Source organism: Pseudomonas pergaminensis, assembly GCF_024112395.2.
Taxonomy (GTDB): Bacteria; Pseudomonadota; Gammaproteobacteria; order Pseudomonadales; family Pseudomonadaceae; genus Aquipseudomonas; species Aquipseudomonas pergaminensis.
Genome location: NZ_CP078013.2, coordinates 2231846 through 2251193, shown reverse-complemented (window position 1 = coordinate 2251193; position 19348 = coordinate 2231846). Strand labels below are relative to the sequence as shown.

The following is a 19348-nucleotide window of genomic DNA, read 5'->3' as shown; positions in this document are numbered from 1 at the left end:
CGCTGTAGAGGTGTAGGAAACGGGCAAAAAAAATCGCAGCCCTGAAGGGGGCTGCGACTTTTCCTGACACCGTGGCGTGGATCAGAACCCGACGCTGGCCTGCACGAAGAATGTACGTGGCTCGCCGAGGTACAGCCCGGCATTGTTGTCGCTGGAACGGGTGTAGTGCTGTTGATCGAAAACGTTTTTCACGCCGACACCCAGTTTCAGGTTGGACAACTGCTCGCCAAAGTCATAGCCGCTGCGCACGTTGACCGAGACGTAGCCAGGAATATCGCCAAATTGACCATCGGCGGTGCCTTGGGTGATGTAGGTACTCGTGGTGCCGGGCGCACGCTGGCCGGACTGGGCGTACACATCCAGGTTATGGGTCCAGCGGTTAACGTCGTAACGCAGCCCGAGGGTGGCGACTTCACGGGAATACAGCGGCAGGTCGCGGCCCTTGAACGGCACGTCGCCTTCGGAGGTGGCCTTGGTGTAGGTGAAGCCGGCGTTGGCGGTCAGGCCATCCAGGCGTGGGTCCAGGTTCGACAGGTCGTAGTGGGCCGAGGCTTCGATACCGGTGTGCTTGGTCGCGCCGAGGTTGGTCCAGCCCACGTCGTTGCTGACGTATTGCAGTTCATCCGAGAAGTCGATGTAGAAGAACGTCAGCTCACCGCCCCAGACATTGTCGTTGTAGCGCGTCCCCACCTCGTAGGTCTTGGCTTTTTCCGGGTTCAGGCCATTGGCGGTCTGGTCGCCTGTGCCGCCCTGGCCCAACTGGAAGTATTGCAGGCTGCCAAACGAGGTTTCGTAATTGGCGAACAGTTTCCAGGCATCAGAGACGTGATACATCACGCTCAGGGCCGGCAGCGGTTCGTTGTTGTGGATTTCGCGGCGTTTTTCCTGGGTGCGCGTGCCGTTCAAGGCAACCACCGGGCGGTCGTGCCATTCTGTACGAATGTCCTCGAAGCGGATACCGGGCGTAATGGTCCACTTGCCGATATCGACTTTGTTATCGATATAGAACGCGTTGGCCTCGGTCCCCCCGGTGCGGTCCTGGTAGACGTGACCATCGCTCTGCCCACCCGGGGTCGGCACATTGTTGACCAGGTTCAGGCTGGTGGCCTGCTCATGCATGCCTTCCTTGAGGTAGCGATAGCCCAGGCTGACTTCCTGGGTACTCGGGCCCACGTCGAACACATGGGACACCCGCGGCTCGATGCCAAAGGTGTAGTAGGTGCGCGGGTAAGAGCCGATCGTCTTGAGGTCACGGTTGGCGATGTTACTGCCACGGAAACTGTCGGAGTAGTAGGTCAGCACTTCGGCCTGTGTGCGGTCGTCGATCTGGCGGATGTACTTGAAGGACACGTCCTTGCGGCGCCCGCTGAAGTTGTCCCAGTCACGCACCGATTGGTACGGGTTGGCGTCGAACTGCTTCTGGGTCAGGCCACCGGGCATGTCGGCGCTGGCGTCGTAGTAGTGGAAGTTCAGCGAGAAGTCGTCTTGGTCGGTCGGTGCCCAGTGGGTCTTGAAGATCACGTCGTCGATGTCGTTGGAGTTGTTGCTGTTGCGGTAACCGTTGCCGTTGACGCCGGAGTACAGCAAGGCAGCGCCGATGCCGTTGTCGGCGGTGCCGCCGATAAAGGCGTTATCGACGTGCTTCCAGCCACCGTGGGCGGAGGTTTGCAGGGTCGTGCCGACTTCGCCGGAGAATTTCTCGGGGATGGCGCGGGTCACGAAGTTGATCACACCACCGACGTTTTGTGGCCCATAACGCACGGAACCGGCACCGCGTACCACGTCGATGCTGTCCAGGTTACCGGCGGAAATCGGTGCCATCGACAATTGTGGTTGGCCGTAGGGCGCAAACGCCGCCGGTACGCCATCGATCAGCACGGTGGAGCGTGGCGACAAGCGCGACGTCAGGCCACGTACGCCGACGTTGAGGGAAATATCGCTGCCGCCCGTACCGTTGGATTCCTGCACTTGCACACCCGGCACACGCCGGAGCACATCACCGACGTTCATTGCGCCCTGCTCCACCATGGCTTCGCGACGGATCACCGTGCGCGCGCCGGGGTGGTTCTGCACCACTTCAGCGTTGGCATCGCCGAGCCAGTCGCCGACCACCTTGATGTCGGTGGCGCCCAGTTCCAGGGGCGAGCCGGCTTCACCGGTGCCGCCGCTCAGCGGGCGCAGGGTCACGGAACCGGCATCGATCTGGTAGTCCAGGCCACTGCCTTGCAGCAACTGGCGCAGGGCTTGTTCTGGCGAAAGGTTGCCGTCTACCGCAGGGGCTTGCTTGCCGGCGACCATGTCAGGGCTGAAGAACACTTGCAGGGAAGTCTGCTGGCCCAATTGACTGAGGGCCGCGCCCAAAGGCTGGGCCTGGATGTGAATGGCCTCGGCGGCGTAGGCCACGGGCAGCGCGGCACTCACCGCAAGCGCCAGGGCGAGCGGCGCCCAGCGGGAGATTTTATTGTTGTTAACGGCAAGTTTTTTCACGTCGAACCTAGTCCTGTGATCGCAAAAGTGTGCGGCTGTTAATGCAAACCAGTTGCAGTTGCAGGAGAAGACGAAGAACTCGAAAAAAACCTGAATGTCAGCGTGAAATTATTTCCTGGCTGCCGTCCGGCAAGGTGCGCACGGCGACCGGCAGGATGTGCGGCAACGCCTTGAGCAAGGCATCGGTATCGTTGGCCTTGAACACGCTGGTCAGGCGCAGGTTGCCCACCGACGGCGTGCTGACCCGCAGCGGTTGCTCGCGATACCGCGAGACTTCCCGGGCCACTTCGCCCAACGATGCGTTGTTGAAGACCAGCTTGCCCGTGCGCCAGGCGGTCAACTCTTCGGTGTTCACACCGTAGGCCGCCGCCACCAGGCCCTTGTTGTCGACATGGGTCCCAAGGCCTGCGGTGAGCGTCACCACTTTGTCCGGGGAACGGCCTTGCACCTTCACGGTACCGGCCTCGACCATGACGCGGGTCTGGTCGTCATCACGACGCACATCGAACCGCGTGCCGGTGACTGTCACCTGCCCTGCCCCGGCGGCCACGACAAAAGGCCGGCTGGTGTCGTGCTCGACACTGAACATCGCTTCGCCCTGCTTGAGCTCCACGCCACGCCGGCCTTTTTCAAAGTGCACCGCGACAATGCTGCGGCTGTTGAGGTCCATCACCGAGCCATCGGGCAATGCCACCTGGCGATGCTCGCCCAGGCGCGTGCTGAACTCGGCACTGTAGGGCTTGGGATGATCAAGCCCGCTGAACAGGCCCAGCCCCAGGGCAATGGCCACCACGCTGGCAGCCACTGCATAACGCAACACAGCCCGACGTCTGGGGCGCTCTACCGGCGCTTCACACAGTGCCTGCAGGCGCGCCTTGGGCAGCAGGTCGGTGGCACTCCACAGGCCTTGCAGCACGTCGAACTCATATTGGTGGTCGGCATGCTCAAGGCGCCATGCGTCGAAGCGCTGGCGCTCGGCAACGCTCAACTCGGCGTCTTGCAGGCGCACAAACCATTGCGCGGCTTCGTCTCGGGCACGGTTATCCATCATGGAAGGTCCTGTTTCATGGCGGGCGGTCATGGCGCCATCGCGTCCAGGCGGTCGCGCAGATGCCGCAGGGTGCGGATCATATACTTTTCCACCATGTTTTTAGACAGCCCCAGGCGTGCAGCGATTTCCTGCTGGGTCAGGCCCTCGATTTTCTGCCAGATGAAAATCTTGCGGCAGTTGAGTGGCAGTTCGGCCAGGGCCCGCTCGATAGAGTCCGCCAACTGGATCGCGTGCATGAAGTGCTCCGGGTCGCCACTGTGGGGCGAACGCTGATCAAAGGCTTCCAGCGTGATCGCTTCCCGACGGTCTTCGCGTCGATAAGCGTCCACTGCGATATTGCGCGCCGTTTGATGCAGATAGGCACGCGGTTGCTCTACTTCAGAGGAGGTTGACTCCAGCACTCGCACAAAGGTGTCGTGGGCCAGGTCTTCGGCCTGCTGACGGTTTCTCAGGCGGCGCGTCCAGGTCCCGATCAACTCTTCGTAGTGTTCGAAAAAGCCTGTTCTGCGGGGCGGCTGAGGGATCATCGCGGGAGCACTGGGGAGGCGGGGCGTGAATAGTAATGCTTCCTATTAAGTGGAGCAATTGCTACCCGTCGTACGCGGCACCGCGTTGAATCTATTGCGGGCTCGCCACCTGCTTGAGACGGCTGAGCTTCTCCCGGCTGCCACACACGCTCATCTGGCACCACTTGCGCTGTTTATTCTTGGAGATGTCGAGGAACACCCAATCGCAGTCCGTGGCGCCACAACTGCGCAACGCGTGCAGATCACCGGATACCAGTAATTGCGTGGCCTCTATCGCCAGGCGCCCCAGTACCATGGCCGTCAGCTCTTGCGTAGTGGTGCAGGGCATCCACCCCCAGGCAGGCTTGCCTTCGACAGAACGCAGCACCCGACGGGCAACGCCCTGCTGGAAAGTCTCGTTGACCTGTTGCAAGGCGCCATCGGGCGCAGCACCTTGCAACGACAACGGGTAGAAAACGGCGTACAGGCATTCCCTGAACGCGATGATCGCGTCAAGGTTCGGCTGGTACGCCATCGATGGCTCAAACACCATCGGCTTATAGTCGTCAAACTCCCGGGGGGAGATCAGCGCGGCATGCAACGCCCATTCAAAGAAGAACTGAAAACTGGTGAGCCGTTCTTCCATGACCTTGAGCGCCGTGCCGGGACGACGGCCGTTGGTGGTATTGATAAAGTCCAATACCCGGGCCCCACCAATCAGACGGATCGATTTTGCAGTGCCCGTAAAATGTGTCATGCCTGCTCCTGAAAAAACGCGTTCTCCGTGCGATGGCGCAGATTACCTTGTTTTTTCGCGTTGCAAACACTGCCCCCACGACGCAAAGACAGACGGCTAGTTGCGATCGTCGTTATGCGCCACCCAGTCAAGAATCGTTGCGACCGACTCTTCCACTGAAAGCGCCTGGGTATTCAGGTGCACTTCCGGAAACACCGGCACGTCATAGCGGGAGTCGATACCAGTGAAGTTCTTGATCAACCCCGCGCGGGCTTTTTTATACAGGCCCTTGGGGTCGCGTTGTTCGGCGGTTGCCAAGGGCGCGTCCACGTGCACTTCGACAAAAAACTCATTGCCGATGATCGAGCGCGCGTAGTGGCGGCTGGCCGACGACGGTGAGATCAGCGCCACGATCACGATCAGCCCCGCCTCCAGCATCAATCGCGCGACCTCGGCGACCCGCCGGATATTCTCGTCACGGTCGCTGTCGGTAAAACCCAGGTCCCGGCACAGCCCGCCACGTACCGAGTCGCCATCAATAATCGCGGTGATCCGCCCCTGTTCCTGCAGGGCGAGGTCCAGCGCATCGGCGATGGTCGACTTGCCGGACGCGGAGATGCCGGTCATCCAGATCACCGCCGGCTTGTGCTGTATCCGCGCGTGTTCGCCACGCCGGTGGCTGAACGCAAACGCGTGCAGATTCTGGTTTGGACGCTCAGGAAAATAACTCATGACCGCTCACCCTCCCTCACTGGAACAGGCTGTTTACCCAACATGAACACCATCACGCATTGCACGAACAGCAACAGCGCAACCACCCAGTAGACCGTCGAGAACGACCCGGTCAGGTCCTTGGAAAAACCGCCAAGGAAGTTGCCGCACACGCCACCCAGGCCGATCAACACGTTGGCAATGCCGAAGGCCTGGGTCAGCCGGCTGACCGGCACGATCTGCCCGATGTAACTGGGGACCAACCCGAAGATGGGGTAGAACGCCAACGCAAACAAAAACGCGGCCAGGTAGAACAGCGCAAGGCTGTTGAAACTGAACACCAGCGTGGCAGCCAGCCCCGCGCTCAGGAAACACATCGCCAGCGACGCCCGCACGCCCACCTTGTCGGCAATCCATCCCACCAGGAACCCCGACGCCATGCCCACGGCGCCGATAGTGGTCCACACAAAGCCGGCATCCCGTACCGACACGCCCAATTCATCGCGAAGGAACGGCGCCAGGTAAGTCTGGAACGGCAGCAGCGCCATGCCATTGAGAAAAGCGATGACCCAGGTCAGGTACAACGAGCGGCTGAGCCAAGGTTGGTGGCTGTCCGACGCACTGGCGCGCTCCCCGGCGAACCCGGTGTCCTGGCTTGCCGACAGGTTGCGCAACAGAAACCAGGCCACCACGCACAGGGCTACCGAGATCAGCCCGGCGGTGAGCCAGATCGAGCGCCAGCCGCCATTCAAGGTCAGGAACGACACCAGCAAGCCATTGATGAACACGCCATAGCTGGTGCCGCTGGAGATCAGCCCCATGACCCGCGAGCGATTGCCCGGGCTGAAACCCTTGGTGACGATCTCCGCCAATGGGATATACACCGACGCGGAGCAGCCGCCGAGCAGGATCAACAAGGCGCCCGACAACCAGATACTGTGACTGATGCTCAGGCCCAGCAACGCCAGGGAGGTCATCACGGTGGAGACCAGGCTGATTTTCCAGCCCTCGAAATATCGGCTGATGACACTGGTGACCGATGAAAACAGCAGGAAGCCGATCTGCGCGCCGCCGGTGATCAGGCCCACCGTGGTGTAGTCGAAGCCGATGTCGCGGCGCATGTCCACCACCAGGTTGGCGAACAGGTAAACCCCGAAGCCATAGGTACTGGCCACGAACCCGGTGAGGACGATCGCCAGCACGACGCTGTCCAGTGGGCGGGCATTGCTCTGTACGAGTGTGCTCATCTAGCCTCCTTATTCGGCGCGCGCAGTGTGGATGACGAAATCACAATCCATCATGTCGTAGTCACGTTCGAAATCACCGTAGCTCTCATGGTCGGTAAATCCGGACTTGAGTACTTCTCCCTTCAACTCCCCCGGCAACAGCGGATAAACCTGCAGCCTGTACTGCTCCTGGTTATCGAAGGAATAGATGAACTCACACAGGTGCTCATCGACCTGTCCCAGGCTCACCGAAGCGTTCGTACCGCAGTAGTAGTAATGGCCGCTGGCTTTGAATTTGCCGGCACGGATGGCGAAGAAATTGCGCTGGTCCACAATCAGCAGGCCGCCCGGCTTGAGCAAGGCCCTGAATTTCGCCAGCACCTGCAGCCGGTCGTGCGCGGCGAACACATGGCACAGCGAACTGCCCAGGCACACCACCGCATCGAACTGGCCAAGCTCCTGGGCGTCCAGTGAGTGCCAGTCCCGATAATGGGACTGGATGTCCAGGCCATGTTTGCGAAAGTTCGCCCGCGCCTTGGTCAACATGGTGCTGCTGCCATCGGTGGCGACCACATCAAACCCCGCCTGCTTGAGCTGCACAGCATGAAAGCCACTGCCCGTCGAAACGTCGATCACCGACTTCACGCCGTGGCGTCGCAGCAAGTGTTCAAAGAAGCCGTCCTCCCCTATCTTGCGTTTTTCCCAATCAATCAACTCATCCCAACGCTCGACAAAATCCGCCGAATACTGCGTGGCATAACTGGCAACTTCGTTGTGCTTGCGCCCCGACATCTGATTCATCACACACCTACCAGGTTGAATTTTTGAAGGACAAGTATTTGCTCGCCAACTCGCGGGCAAACTCGGCGGACTGCTCGATGGACATGGTGTGCTTGGCATAGCCCAGCATCGATTGCATGACGGCCATGCACTGCGGGTTGTAGGTGACCGAACCATCGCAGTGGATTTCGTCGATGCCGTCCTGGCTCTGGCAGATGGTATTGAGGCGCACCGCATCGTCCTGGGGGCAGGCCTCGGAGAACTGCACCTCGATCCGTCCATCGTGCAGCCGCACCGGGTACCCGCCCGGCAGCCCGAGAGGACCCGGCGCATGCACCAGCACCGGCGTGGGCGAGAACAGCCCTTCGATGACCGTGACCGCAGAACACGCGGTGAGAAACTGCCCGTCCACCCCGCCCAGGCGGCGGTACTCGGACTTCACCGTTGAGAAAATCGCCTCGGCCGGCAGGCGCGCCACGTCCGGTCGGTCGCGCACCTCGTGCAACAGGCGATAGCTGGCACGTGGAGGCAGACCACCGCGCGGCACGTAGTGGCTGAAGTAATGCTGGGCATAAAGCTGCACCTGCACATCGGCGGGCGCACATTCCATCAGACGGGCAATGGACAGACGCACCGCCGGGACCAGATTGGCCACGTTGCCCACGCCGATGTCCGGCGCCAGGCCGATGCGCGCCAGGATCGGATTGACCGCATCCGGGAACGCTGCATTGACGGTCTTCGTCGTGATGCCGGAGGCTTTTACCGCTTGCATCAGGCAGTGCATCAACGTCAGGTGCATGGGCAGCCAGGGGCCGAACTGGGCCTGGTCGAGCTTTTCGAATGACAGCTTGGGCAACCCGGTGATGACCCGCCATGACTGCAGCGACGCGCAGTTCACCAGCATGTCCGGCGCCTCTTCGCGCAGCAGCTGCGCGACCTTGCCGATGTCCGTGAGGTCGGCAATCACCGGCTTGATCGCGATGAATTGCCCCAGCTGCGCACACGACAGCGCCACCAGGTTGCACAACCGCAGCGTCACCTCTTCATTGCGGCCAAGCACCACAAACTCGAAGGCGTTTTTTGGCCCCAGAATCTTGAGGATCTGCAGGCACAGGTTGCCGGCGCCCACCAGCAGCAGCTTTTTCTTGCGCATGGAATGGCTCACCGTGGGTAGGCTCCGTTGTCGACCGGAATTACCCGGCCGGTGATGTGACGCATGGCATCGCCGACCAGCAGCAAGATGACCTCGGCCACCCCACTGGGCAGGATCGGGTCCTTGAGGACCTCCTGGCGGGCGTACTCGGCACGGCGATATTCGGGGATGGTGCCGTAGATGGCGGTTTCGTGGATCAGCGCCGGGGACACCACGTTCACCCGCACGAACGGGGCGAAGTTCCAGGCGTTGGCCTTGGTCAGGCCGATCACCGCCGCCTTGGTGGCACCGTAGAGGGCGTCGCAGCTGCCCACCTCACCGGCCACCGAAGCGATGTTGACGATGCTGCGTGGGGCTTCGTGCTGCATTTCCCGCTCGGCGAAGTCCTTGGAGAGATAGACCAGGGCCTTGAGGTTGACGGTGAGGATCTCGTCTATCTGCTCATCGGAATAGGCATAGACACTTTTGCCGTGATAAATACCGGCGTTATTGACTAACCCATAAATAGTCGCATGGCGTTCATACAGGGCCGGAATAAAACCCTTGATAACGGCCATATCGGAAAAGTCGGCAACCTGCGCGTCGAATACATCGGGGCCATAAAGTCCCTGCAACACTTCAAGCCCCTCGGCATCCTTGTCCGCACCAATAACGAAGTAGCCCTGCTGTATCGCCATTTCAACAGTTGCCCGACCAATTCCGTTGGCCGCTCCGGTCACAATCAGCTTCTTCATACAACAATCCTTATTGACAAAACTCATTCATGCGCGCGTAAAAGGTCCGATGGTATTCATACATCGCTTTTAACTTCGGAAACTGTTCGAATGCCTGCACATCAACCGGTTGATTATCCGGCGACACAATACGCTCACTGTTTTCTGCCGCCACGTGCCAACTGCGCCAGGTTTTCCATTGTTGTGGACATTCACGTTTCCATGTCATGGCCTGTGGCAAAAACTCAATACTCAGGTGATCGCAGAGTTTGCGAATAACTCGCTCCGGGTCGGCCGCCAGATCATCGGCATTAATCACATAAGGCACTTTTCCGGTTAGTTTGGTGACCACACAAAATATGTCATACAGCGCTTTATGCCCAATGGCCTGCAACGGCATATCGGGGTGCACCCGATGATGGGAAATAATACTGCTGGCGGGTTCGCGAATCAGAAAGACATTGTCCTGTTGCGCAAGAAAGTCGACATCCACTTTCAAGTCATCCAGGCAGTGGTAGCACATATCTTTGTGAAACACGTTAGTGCGCTCGCGGGCCTTGAGAAGATGCTCTTTTATACCCTCGTAAGTCGTGGGCAAACTGTGATCCCACTCATCCGAAGGAATCGCCGAGTCCTCGGAAAAGGCCATGTGCGCAAAGGGTTCATGAAAGACCTCGAAGTCCCCCCGCTCGATAAACACACGCTCCAGCACGGTGGAGCGCGAACGTGGATGGGCCCATAACCCGATCATACGGTTCATGCGATCACCCCGAATTCGGCGGCGAGCAACGCATTGAGTGCGCGCTTGAAGGGTTTGGTCACCGGGCAAAGCCGAACGCAGTAGTCGGCCAGGCGTCGGTGCGCACTGTTGGCCTCGTTGCAGGCGTTGATGAAGGCTTCGTGGTTGCCGAAGTCATACGGCTCGATGCTGTCGACAAAGTAGGCTTCGTAGAAATACGGGATGCGAATCAGCTTGGCGAAGGTTGCCGCCGGCGGCTTCTGCGGCTGCACGGCGGGCGCCACCGGTTTGCCGTGGCTTTCGCGCTCGATCAGAAACTCCACCACCTCCGGGGTCAGCGTGTAGCAGGTCGCCGTCTGCCCGGTTTTTTCCAGGTGCCAGCAGTGCTTGTTGCCCCGCTCGTCCACGTCGACCTTTATGCTCGAGAGCAGGGTTTTGACCGGCACGGTCGAGGCCGCCACCAGCGCCTGGATCTGCTCGTAGATCATCAGTTCGGCCCAGCGCAGCTCCTCGGCGCTCAATGCCAGGCCGCGTTCCGCCGCTTGCAGCGTGAATTCAGGCTGGCAGGCGAAGCGCCCAATCATGAAGGTAATGACGTAGTTGCAGTGGCTGGTGTCGATCCCGTTGCTGCGCGCGGTCGCCCTGCCGCGCTCGATGGCCTGGATACCCGTCTGGAACTGGGCGACCGTGAAGCAGAACGTGATATTCACCGACCCGCCCTGGGCCACCAGTTGTTCAACGGTTGCCATGCCTTCCAGGCTGCCCGGCACCTTGACCATCACGTTCGGCGCCAGGCGCTGCAGCTCCAGGCCCCTGGCGGTCATGCGCTCGGTGCAGCGCACGTCCACCGGGTCGACTTGCGCGGAAATCCAACCTTCGGCTTGGGCCGATTGAACCCAGCGCGGCTTGAGCGTCGCAGCCCCTTCAAGGATGACCTCGTTGTACAGCTGCTTGCGCAACTCAGCTGGAGACAGGCTGGCCAGGTTGAAGCGTGAAGACCAATACTCGCGCTTTTCGAGGATTACGGCCGTCACCAACCGAGGGTTGGTGGTCACGCTGCACAAGCCCCAAGGCGCTGAGAATTCATCCGGCATCAAGGCTTCTATATAAGTGGCCGCCGCCGGGTACTTTTCCAGCAGGTGTTGTTTGTAGGGCAGGTACACGGCAGGCGATGAATCCCACCAAACTTGCGAGCTTTGATCGTTGCGTTTAAGCCGCTCCGGGTAACCAAGTGTGTTCACGACGCCTCCTCCCTGAGTAATGAGATCAATTAAAAATGGCCAGTAATTCACGTATATCGGTAATGGGCACTGCGCCGGCAGCGGCCAACTGCGAATGCCGATGGGCCGGGCCAAAACCGATGACACTTATATGAGCGGCAACCGCCGCCTGAATGCCGGTGACACTGTCTTCAACCACCACGGCATCACTGACATCAACACCGTACGTGTCACAGGCGGTCAGAAACACCAAGGGATCCGGTTTCCAACGGCCCAACTCATAACAACTGAATATTCGCCCTTCGAAATAAGGAAGCAGCCCGGTCATACGCAAACAGTGTTCGATCTTATTGCGCGGCGCACTCGAGGCAACGCAATAAGGAACAGCCAGGCCTTCCAGTACTTCAATCATTCCCTCTGTGGCTTTTAAACTGAGTGTCAGCGCTTCCCATGCCTGCTGGCGAAAGTGCTGTTCAAACTCAGCCTCCAGGCTGATATTTAAAAGCTGTTCAGCCTCACGCAAACAATCGGCAATCTTGCGTCCACGAAAGTGCTCAATAAAACGGGTGACATCAAGCATCGTCTCGCGCTGAGCAAGCGCATTAAGCATGGCGATCAACACAGACAGGGTTATCTCTTCACTTTGCACGAGTACACCGTCGCAATCGAAGATGACTAACTTAGGCACGCCAACTAAGGCCGCTGTTTTTACCTGACCTGGTAGTTCCCCTATATCGGCCGAATGGCACATAGATATCTCTTATAGGTGGCCCCGCGATGACTTCCGAACTACCAACGGAGCGGGTTGAGGTGTGCCTATAAGACACGCGACGAAAAAGCCTGTCAAACGCTTTTGAGCGGTTTTTTAGTATCTTATGGTTATTTTTTATAGTTCTGTTATTCCATTTTTCACCATGGTTGTAGTCGCTAAATTCACACGGATGAACTTCCCTTGCGCGCCGTCAGTCAGCTACTTGAACTCACGAATTTTAAGGTCGGTGAGCAATGCGTATCTCGTTGGAGAAACAAGTGGCCCTGGTGACAGGCGCCAGTTCCGGAATCGGCGCCGGCGCGGCCAAGGCCTTGGCGCAAGCCGGAGCGTCCGTGGTGCTGAATTACAACAGCCAGGCCGCCCCGGCCGAGGCGTTGGCCGAACAGATCAATGCCGAGGGTGGCCGAGCGATTGCCATCGGCGCCAACGTATCAATAGAAGAAGACGTGGAACGGCTGTTTGCCCAGACCCTGGATGCCTTCGGCCACTTGGACATCCTGGTGGCCAACTCCGGTATGCAGAAGGACGCCAACCTGGTGGACATGAGTCTCGAGGACTGGAATACGGTGATTGGCGTCAACCTCACTGGCCAGTTCTTGTGCGCCCGTGCGGCCGTGCGCATTTTCAACCGCCAGGGCGTGCGCGAAGGCGTGTCGCGGGCTGCCGGCAAAATCATTCATATGAGCTCGGTGCACCAGTTGATCCCCTGGGCCGGGCACGTGAATTACGCGGCATCCAAGGGCGGCGTGGAAATGTTGATGCGAACCCTCGCCCAGGAAGTCAGCGAACAGCGCATCCGCATCAACGGCATTGCGCCGGGGGCGATCCGTACGGCGATTAACCGGGCGGCCACCGAAGGTGCGGCGGAACAGGAACTGCTCAAGCTGATCCCCTACGGTCGCGTAGGCGATGTGGAAGATGTGGCCAACGCCGTTGTGTGGCTGGCCAGTGATGCGTCCGACTATGTCGTCGGCAGCACGCTTTTTATTGACGGCGGCATGAGCCTATATCCGGAGTTTCGTGGCAATGGTTGATTTGAAGAACGAAAAACAGAGCGCCATCGATGCACACGGCATTATTGGCGATATGCGCAGTGCCGCCTTGGTGAATGACAAAGGCAGTATCGACTTTTTCTGCTGGCCGGAATTCGACAGCCCGTCGATCTTCTGCGCACTGCTGGACAGCCCCGACGCCGGGATCTTCCAGCTCACCCCGGACCTGCCCAACGCGCGCCGCGAACAGATTTACCTGCCCGACACCAACGTGCTGCAGACCCGTTGGCTCAGCGACGACGCCGTGGTCGAGATCACCGACCTGCTGGTCATCAGCGAAGAAATCGATGACTTGCCCCTGCTGATCCGCCGCGTGCGGGTGGTCAGTGGCAAGGCCACGCTTCATCTGCGCTGCGCGGTGCGGCATGACTACGCCCGCACGCCGACGCACGCCGACATGGATAACGGCTCCGTTGTATTCAGTGCCGACGGCCAACCCGGCCTGCGCCTGTCCGGCAGCCACACGCTGCAAATCGAGGACAACGCCGCCGTGGCCAGTTTTGCCCTGGGCCAGGAAGAAGGTGCCGAGTTCGTCCTCGGCGGCCAGGAGGATGAACGCGTGGACTGCGGCTGCACCGACCTGGCGCTGGCCCATACCTTGAAGTTCTGGCGCGGCTGGATCGCGCAGTCGAATTACCGCGGACGCTGGCGTGAAATGGTCAACCGCTCGGCGCTGGCCCTCAAGCTGTTGACCTCGCGCAAACACGGCGCAATCATCGCCGCCGCCACCTTCGGCCTGCCCGAAACGCCCGGTGGCGAGCGCAACTGGGACTACCGCTACACCTGGATCCGCGATGCATCGTTCACCGTCTACGCCTTCATGCGCCTGGGCTTTATCGAAGAAGCCAACGCCTATATGCGCTGGCTCAAAGGCCGGGTCAGCGACTGCTGCAGCCAGCCGACCAAGATCAATATCCTGTACGGCATCGACGGCCGCCAGGAATTGCCGGAGGCCGAACTCGATCACTTCAGCGGCCACGGCGGCGCCAAGCCGGTACGCATCGGCAACGAGGCGTTCGACCAGATCCAGTTGGACATCTACGGCGAGCTGATGGACGCGGTGTACTTGGTCAACAAGTACGGGGAAGCCATCTCCCACGAAGGCTGGAAACACACCGTGGAAGTCGCCGACCAGGTTTGCGAGATCTGGAATACCCAAGATGTGGGCATCTGGGAAATGCGCGGCGAGCAGCATCACTTCCTGCACTCGAGGCTGATGTGCTGGGTGGCGCTGGACCGTGCCATCCGCCTGGCGTCCAAACGGTCGCTGCCGGCGCCATTCGCGCGCTGGGACCAGACCCGCCAAGCGATCTACGCCGATATCTGGAGCAACTTCTGGAACGAGGAACGCGGGCATTTCGTGCAGCACACCGGTAGCACCGCGCTCGACGGCTCGATGTTACTGATGCCGTTGGTGCGGTTCGTCGCGGCGACCGATCCGCGCTGGCTCTCGACCTTGGAAGCCATCCAGAAAAGCCTGGTACGCGACGGCATGGTCTACCGCTATCGCAACGACGACAGCCAGATCGACGGCCTGCAAGGCACCGAAGGCGCGTTCGCGGCCTGCTCCTTCTGGTATGTCGAATGCCTGGCCCGCGCCGGCCAAGTGGAAAAAGCTCACCTGGAATTCGAACAACTGCTGCGCTACGCCAACCCCCTGGGTTTGTACGCAGAGGAATTCGACAGCCAGGCCCGCCACTTGGGCAACACGCCCCAGGCCTTGAGCCACCTGGCGTTGATCAGCGCGGCGACGTTCCTGGACCGCAAGCTCAGCGGCGAGAAAACCACCTGGCAACCCTGAGGAGGCGTGTGCACAATGGGCAGCCCCTCGACCACGGACAGGAACGCCATGCGCCAGGTACTGCTGATCATCGACGTGCAACCCTCCTTCAACCCGCCTGCGTGGCTGGTGGACGGCATCAACTCCCTGCTGGGTCGCATGCCGTCAGTCGCCACCGTGGAGCGCCATGACGAAAGCGTCACCCCCTTCGTCCGGCAACTCGGCTGGCAGCCGGCGCCGAATGACCAGAGCCTGATTGCAGCCGACCGCATCTTCATCAAGCACGGCTACGCGCCGACACCCGAGACCGTTGCCTACCTCAAAAGCCTCGGGCCAGAGCGCGTACTGGTGTGCGGCATCCAGACCGAAACCTGCGTGCTGGCGGCAGGGTTTGCGTTGTTTGATGCGGGGCTGCAGCCAACCTTGATCAGCGACCTGACAGTGGGCTCGTCACTGGACCGGTCGGGGCAACTGGGGGTGGATTTGTGGCGGCATCACTTCAAGCACGTGGCAAGCCGCGCCGACCTCGGCCTGGACAAGTAACCCCACTGCCTTCAATCCCACCCCATCCCGTCACGCCCTTCGACTAGAGTTCCAGCACCTGACAGGAGCCCACCATGACCACCGCCTTCCCCCTGCACTTCGTGCGCACCTCCATGCTCGACGTGGCTTATGAAGCCCACGGCCCCGTCGACGGTACGCCTGTGATCCTGCTGCATGGCTTCCCCTATGACCCGCGCGGCTATGATGAGATCGCGCCGGTACTGGCCGCGCGCGGGTGCCGGGTGTTGGTGCCGTACCTGCGCGGTTATGGCCCGACGCGCTTTATCAATGCGCAGGTGATGCGTTCCGGGCAGCAGGCGGCGTTGGCCAAGGACTTGCTGGATTTCATGGACGCGCTGCACATTCCCCAGGCGACCCTCGCGGGCTATGACTGGGGTGGGCGTGCCGCGTGTATCGTCGCAGCGCTGTGGCCCGAGCGGGTGCGCGGGTTGGTGACCGCGGATGGCTACAACATCCAGGACATTGCCAAATCCCTCAAGCCACGGGCGCCTGTCACGGAGCATCGCTTGTGGTACCAGTTCTACTTCCATACCCAGCGCGGCGTGGACGGCTTGACCGCCAACCGGCGTGAACTGTGCAAGCTGTTGTGGGCACTGTGGTCGCCGTCCTGGGCCGAGGGGCCGAGCCTGTATGACCAGACGGCGCCGTCGTTCGATAACCCGGATTTTGTCGAGGTGGTGATTCACTCGTATCGCCATCGTTTCATGTACGCGCCCGGCGACCCGGCGCTGGAATCCATTGAAGCCGCGCTGGCCCTGCAACCGGCAATTTCAGTGCCGAGCATTTCGTTGTGCGGCGCCGATGATGGCGTGGGTCCGCCGCCCGACGTGGATGACGACATCGAGCATTTCAGCGGGTTTTACCGGCGCCAAGTGCTGCCGGGCGTGGGCCACAATATGCCTCAGGAAGCGCCGCAGGCCACACTTGATGCGCTGCTGGAACTGCTTGGCGAAAATCGCTCGCGGTAGGCCTGGGGCGTGACGTCCAGCGCGCGCAGAAAGCTGCGTCGCAAGGTCTCTTCACAGCCAAACCCGCATTGCACAGCAATACGTTTGATCGACGCCGTGCTGTCCGCCAGTTGGCGGCGCGCGGTTTCAACCCGGATCAACTCGACGGCGCGTGCCGGGGTCTGGCCGGTTTCGGCGCGGTAGTGGCGCACGAAGCTGCGCTCGCTCATGCCGGCCTGGGCGGCCAGGGTGGGGATGTTCAGGTCGAGGGTCAGGTTTTCGGCCATCCAGGCGTGGAGTTCGGCGAAGCGGCTGTCGTCTTTTTGCAGGGACAAGGTCACGCTGAATTGCGATTGGCCGCCGGGGCGCTTGAGGAACACCACCAGGTGCCGCGCCACTTCCAGGGCAACGGCGCGACCCAGGTCTTCCTCCACCAGCGCCAGGCACAGGTCGATACCAGCGGTGACACCGGCGGACGTCCAGACGGCGCCCTGCTGGATGAAAATCGGGTTGGACTCCACCGTCAGCGACGGAAATTTGCGCGCCAGCTCTTCGCAACGGGTCCAGTGAGTGGCCACGCGACAACCGTCGAGCATGCCGCTGGCGGCCAGCAGGAACGCGCCGGTGCACACTGACGTCATGCGCCGGGTGTGCCTGGCTTTCTCGCGCACCCAGTCCACCAGCGCCGGGTCTTCGGCAGCACCGTACACACCCCAACCGCCGGCAATCACCAATGTGTCGCACGGCGCGTCCGCAGCGGGCAACGGCTCGGCCACCAGGGCCAGGCCGGCGGAGGTCCTCACCGGCTCCGCTTGAGCGGCGATCACCGAGACCGCGTAAGGCAAGGGTTCACCGCGCTGGCGCGCCAGGTCATTGGTGGAGGCGAACACCTGCAGCGGCCCGGTCACATCAAGCACCTGGGCGTTATCGAAAGCGAGGACGTGAACGATTCGAGGCATGATTGGCGTGATTCGTGGGTTCAATGGCGTATTCGCCAAAGCCTAGGCCTCTAGAGTGAAGCCGTCCACCCCTTTCACGGAGCTTCATTCATGACCTTGCAGATCGGCTTTCTGTTGTTCCCCGGCATCCAGCAGCTGGACCTCACGGGCCCCTACGACGTGCTGGGTTCACTGCCAGAGGTGAAACTGCACCTGGTGTGGAAAGACCTGGAACGCGTCACCTCCAGCACTGGCCTGGTGTTCACCCCGACCATGACCTACGCCGACTGCCCGCGCCTGGATGTGATCTGCGTACCCGGCGGTTCCGGCGTGGGCGCACTGATGGAAGACCCGCAGACCCTGGACTTCCTCAAGGCCCAGGCACAGACCGCGCGCTACGTGACCTCGGTGTGCACCGGCGCGCTGGTGCTGGGTGCGGCCGGTTTGCTACGTGGACGCAAGGCGACGACACACTGGGCCTACCACGACCTGCTCGCCCCGCTCGGCGCCATCCCCGTTCAGGAACGCGTGGTCCGTGACGGCAACCTGCTGACCGGCGGCGGCATCACCGCCGGCATCGACTTCGCCCTCACCCTGGCGGCCGAGTTGTACAGCGAAGCGGCGGCGCAACTGGTGCAGTTGCAGATTGAATACGCCCCCGCGCCCCCCTTCGACTCCGGCCGCCCGGACACCGCGCCCCAGCACGTACTGGAAGAAGCCAACAAACGCACCGCCGAATCGCGCAGAGTGCGCGGCGAAATCGTCGCACGCGCGGCTGCTCGGTTGGGCTGATTCTGCAAAGCACCTGCCGGCGTTAGACACGCATCCCCCAAGCTAACCACGATGCGAAGCGAGCCGCTCTTGATCTTGATCTTGATCTTGATCTTGATCTTGATCTTGATCTTGACTTGCTTTTGATCTCAGGCGCCCCGTCAAACACGCTGGCCGGAATTCGACAGGGATTTGGGGGGTAAACCGGCAGGGATGCCGGTTTAGCCGCCCCGCGACATGGATGGCGCGTGGCGGCGGCCCCCCAAATACCTGTCGGATTACGGGCACACCGAGCCTAGGCGAGGTGCCGAGTGTTGGGGCAAGAGCGTTTTGCTTACTTTTGCGCTTTTCAAAAGTGAGCCGCCGTAAGGGCGGAACCATTAGCGGCCGTTACCCAAAGAACGGATATGTACTCAGACTGATCCAACATTCTGGTCGGCTATCAGGCCGCCTTCGCGAGCAAGCCCGCTCCCACATTTGGATCGCGGGGCGACAGTCAGAGAGTGGTCGGCTGTTAGGCTGCTTTCGCAGGCAAGCCAGCTCCCACATTTGGATCGCGGGGTGACAGTTAGAGAGCGGTCGGCTGTTAGGCTGCTTTCGCAGGCAAGCCAGCTCCCACATTTTGGATCGCGGGGTGGCAGTTAGAGAGCGGCCGGCTGTCAGGCCGTCTTCGCAGGCAAGCCAGCTCCCACATTTGGATCGTGGGGCAACAGTCAGAGAGTGGTCGGCTGTTAGGCCGCTTTCGCAGGCAAGCCAGCTCCCACATTTTGGACCGTGGGGTGACAGTGGGAGAGTGGTCGGCTGTTAGGCCGCCATCGCTGGCAAGCCAGCTCCTACAGTTAGATCGCGGGGTGACAGTTAGATTGTGGGCGGCTGTCAGGCCGCTTTCGCAGGCAAGCCAGCTCCTACATTTTGACCAGTCGTACGCTCATCAAATCAGGCCGGGCGAGACATCACCGCCAAGCGCACCGCCAACACCGTCAACACCGTCGCCAACCGTGGGTGACGCCATGGCTGATCACAAAGGCCATGTTCGGCCCCGGGGACAACAGCAACAACAGCACAGCACCGGAAAAAACCGCCAGGGTCGCCAAGTCGATCATGCTCAAGCCTTCCACCGGGAAAAGCCTGCAGATTAGTCCGAGCATCCAGGGCTGACAGAAAATTGTGCTGGATACATTGCGCTGCGGCAATTGCGAAGG

The 19348-nt window shown here is 60.8% G+C and carries 18 protein-coding genes and 1 pseudogene; 5 read left to right on the top strand and 14 right to left on the bottom strand.

What is annotated here, in order from left to right:
• Positions 1-81: 81 nt before the first annotated feature.
• The 12 genes from KUA23_RS10360 to KUA23_RS10305 all read right to left on the bottom strand — a co-directional run bounded on the left by KUA23_RS10360 (position 82) and on the right by KUA23_RS10305 (position 12073).
• Positions 82-2487, bottom strand: coding sequence for a TonB-dependent siderophore receptor (locus KUA23_RS10360; RefSeq protein ID WP_078047764.1), 2406 nt, complete (start codon positions 2485-2487; stop codon positions 82-84).
• A 97-nt stretch (positions 2488-2584) separates the two neighbouring features.
• Positions 2585-3538, bottom strand: coding sequence for a FecR family protein (locus KUA23_RS10355; RefSeq protein ID WP_252993882.1), 954 nt, complete (start codon positions 3536-3538; stop codon positions 2585-2587).
• 26 nt (positions 3539-3564) lie between these two features.
• Entirely contained in the window at positions 3565-4065 is a 501-nt protein-coding gene (locus tag KUA23_RS10350; RefSeq protein WP_099493417.1) for a sigma-70 family RNA polymerase sigma factor, read from the bottom strand.
• Between the two features lie 91 nt (positions 4066-4156).
• A complete protein-coding gene (locus tag KUA23_RS10345) occupies positions 4157-4801 on the bottom strand; it encodes a CGNR zinc finger domain-containing protein (RefSeq protein ID WP_346356394.1) in 645 nt (214 codons plus the stop codon).
• A 96-nt stretch (positions 4802-4897) separates the two neighbouring features.
• Positions 4898-5512 carry an adenylyl-sulfate kinase gene (gene cysC, locus KUA23_RS10340; RefSeq protein WP_078047760.1) on the bottom strand — a complete coding sequence of 205 codons (615 nt, stop codon included), beginning with the start codon at positions 5510-5512 and terminating at the stop codon, positions 4898-4900.
• Positions 5509-6738 carry an MFS transporter gene (locus tag KUA23_RS10335; RefSeq protein ID WP_252993880.1) on the bottom strand — a complete coding sequence of 410 codons (1230 nt, stop codon included), beginning with the start codon at positions 6736-6738 and terminating at the stop codon, positions 5509-5511. Before KUA23_RS10335 ends, cysC begins: the two co-directional genes overlap by 4 nt.
• A 9-nt stretch (positions 6739-6747) precedes the next feature.
• Entirely contained in the window at positions 6748-7518 is a 771-nt protein-coding gene (locus KUA23_RS10330) for a class I SAM-dependent methyltransferase (protein ID WP_252993879.1), read from the bottom strand.
• A 7-nt stretch (positions 7519-7525) separates the two neighbouring features.
• A complete protein-coding gene (locus KUA23_RS10325) occupies positions 7526-8662 on the bottom strand; it encodes a Rossmann-fold NAD(P)-binding domain-containing protein (protein WP_252993878.1) in 1137 nt (378 codons plus the stop codon).
• Positions 8659-9384, bottom strand: coding sequence for an SDR family NAD(P)-dependent oxidoreductase (locus tag KUA23_RS10320; protein WP_078047756.1), 726 nt, complete (start codon positions 9382-9384; stop codon positions 8659-8661). Before KUA23_RS10320 ends, KUA23_RS10325 begins: the two co-directional genes overlap by 4 nt.
• Before the next feature lie 10 nt (positions 9385-9394).
• Entirely contained in the window at positions 9395-10123 is a 729-nt protein-coding gene (locus tag KUA23_RS10315) for a sulfotransferase-like domain-containing protein (RefSeq protein WP_252993877.1), read from the bottom strand.
• Positions 10120-11343, bottom strand: coding sequence for a transaldolase family protein (locus KUA23_RS10310; RefSeq protein WP_252993876.1), 1224 nt, complete (start codon positions 11341-11343; stop codon positions 10120-10122). Before KUA23_RS10310 ends, KUA23_RS10315 begins: the two co-directional genes overlap by 4 nt.
• 25 nt (positions 11344-11368) lie before the next feature.
• Positions 11369-12073 (bottom strand): HAD family hydrolase, encoded by a 705-nt coding sequence (locus KUA23_RS10305; protein WP_078047753.1) that lies wholly within the window; start codon positions 12071-12073, stop codon positions 11369-11371.
• 254 nt (positions 12074-12327) lie between these two features.
• Here KUA23_RS10305 and KUA23_RS10300 point away from each other — a divergent pair, with 254 nt between their 5' ends.
• The 4 genes from KUA23_RS10300 (at position 12328) to KUA23_RS10285 (ending at position 16458) form a co-directional block, all read left to right on the top strand.
• The gene (locus KUA23_RS10300) at positions 12328-13128 is read left to right on the top strand and encodes a glucose 1-dehydrogenase (RefSeq protein ID WP_078047752.1); all 801 of its coding nucleotides are present in this window, start codon (positions 12328-12330) and stop codon (positions 13126-13128) included.
• Complete coding sequence (locus KUA23_RS10295) at positions 13121-14947, top strand: glycoside hydrolase family 15 protein (protein ID WP_252993875.1); 1827 nt, start codon at positions 13121-13123, stop codon at positions 14945-14947. Before KUA23_RS10300 ends, KUA23_RS10295 begins: the two co-directional genes overlap by 8 nt.
• A gap of 48 nt (positions 14948-14995) precedes the next feature.
• Positions 14996-15469, top strand: coding sequence for an isochorismatase family protein (locus tag KUA23_RS10290; RefSeq protein WP_078047750.1), 474 nt, complete (start codon positions 14996-14998; stop codon positions 15467-15469).
• Between the two features lie 74 nt (positions 15470-15543).
• Positions 15544-16458: an alpha/beta fold hydrolase gene (locus KUA23_RS10285; RefSeq protein WP_252993874.1), complete on the top strand. Its 915-nt coding sequence runs from the start codon at positions 15544-15546 to the stop codon at positions 16456-16458.
• Here the strand turns inward: KUA23_RS10285 and KUA23_RS10280 are convergent.
• Positions 16392-17396 carry a GlxA family transcriptional regulator gene (locus tag KUA23_RS10280; protein ID WP_078047748.1) on the bottom strand — a complete coding sequence of 335 codons (1005 nt, stop codon included), beginning with the start codon at positions 17394-17396 and terminating at the stop codon, positions 16392-16394. The two genes, KUA23_RS10285 and KUA23_RS10280, sit on opposite strands and share 67 nt — an antisense overlap.
• 90 nt (positions 17397-17486) lie before the next feature.
• Here KUA23_RS10280 and inhA point away from each other — a divergent pair, with 90 nt between their 5' ends.
• Entirely contained in the window at positions 17487-18167 is a 681-nt protein-coding gene (inhA, locus tag KUA23_RS10275; protein WP_252993873.1) for an isonitrile hydratase, read from the top strand.
• A 968-nt stretch (positions 18168-19135) separates the two neighbouring features.
• Here the strand turns inward: inhA and KUA23_RS10270 are convergent.
• Positions 19136-19249 (bottom strand): annotated as a pseudogene (locus tag KUA23_RS10270) (LysE family translocator); the annotation flags it as partial.
• Positions 19250-19348: the final 99 nt, after the last annotated feature.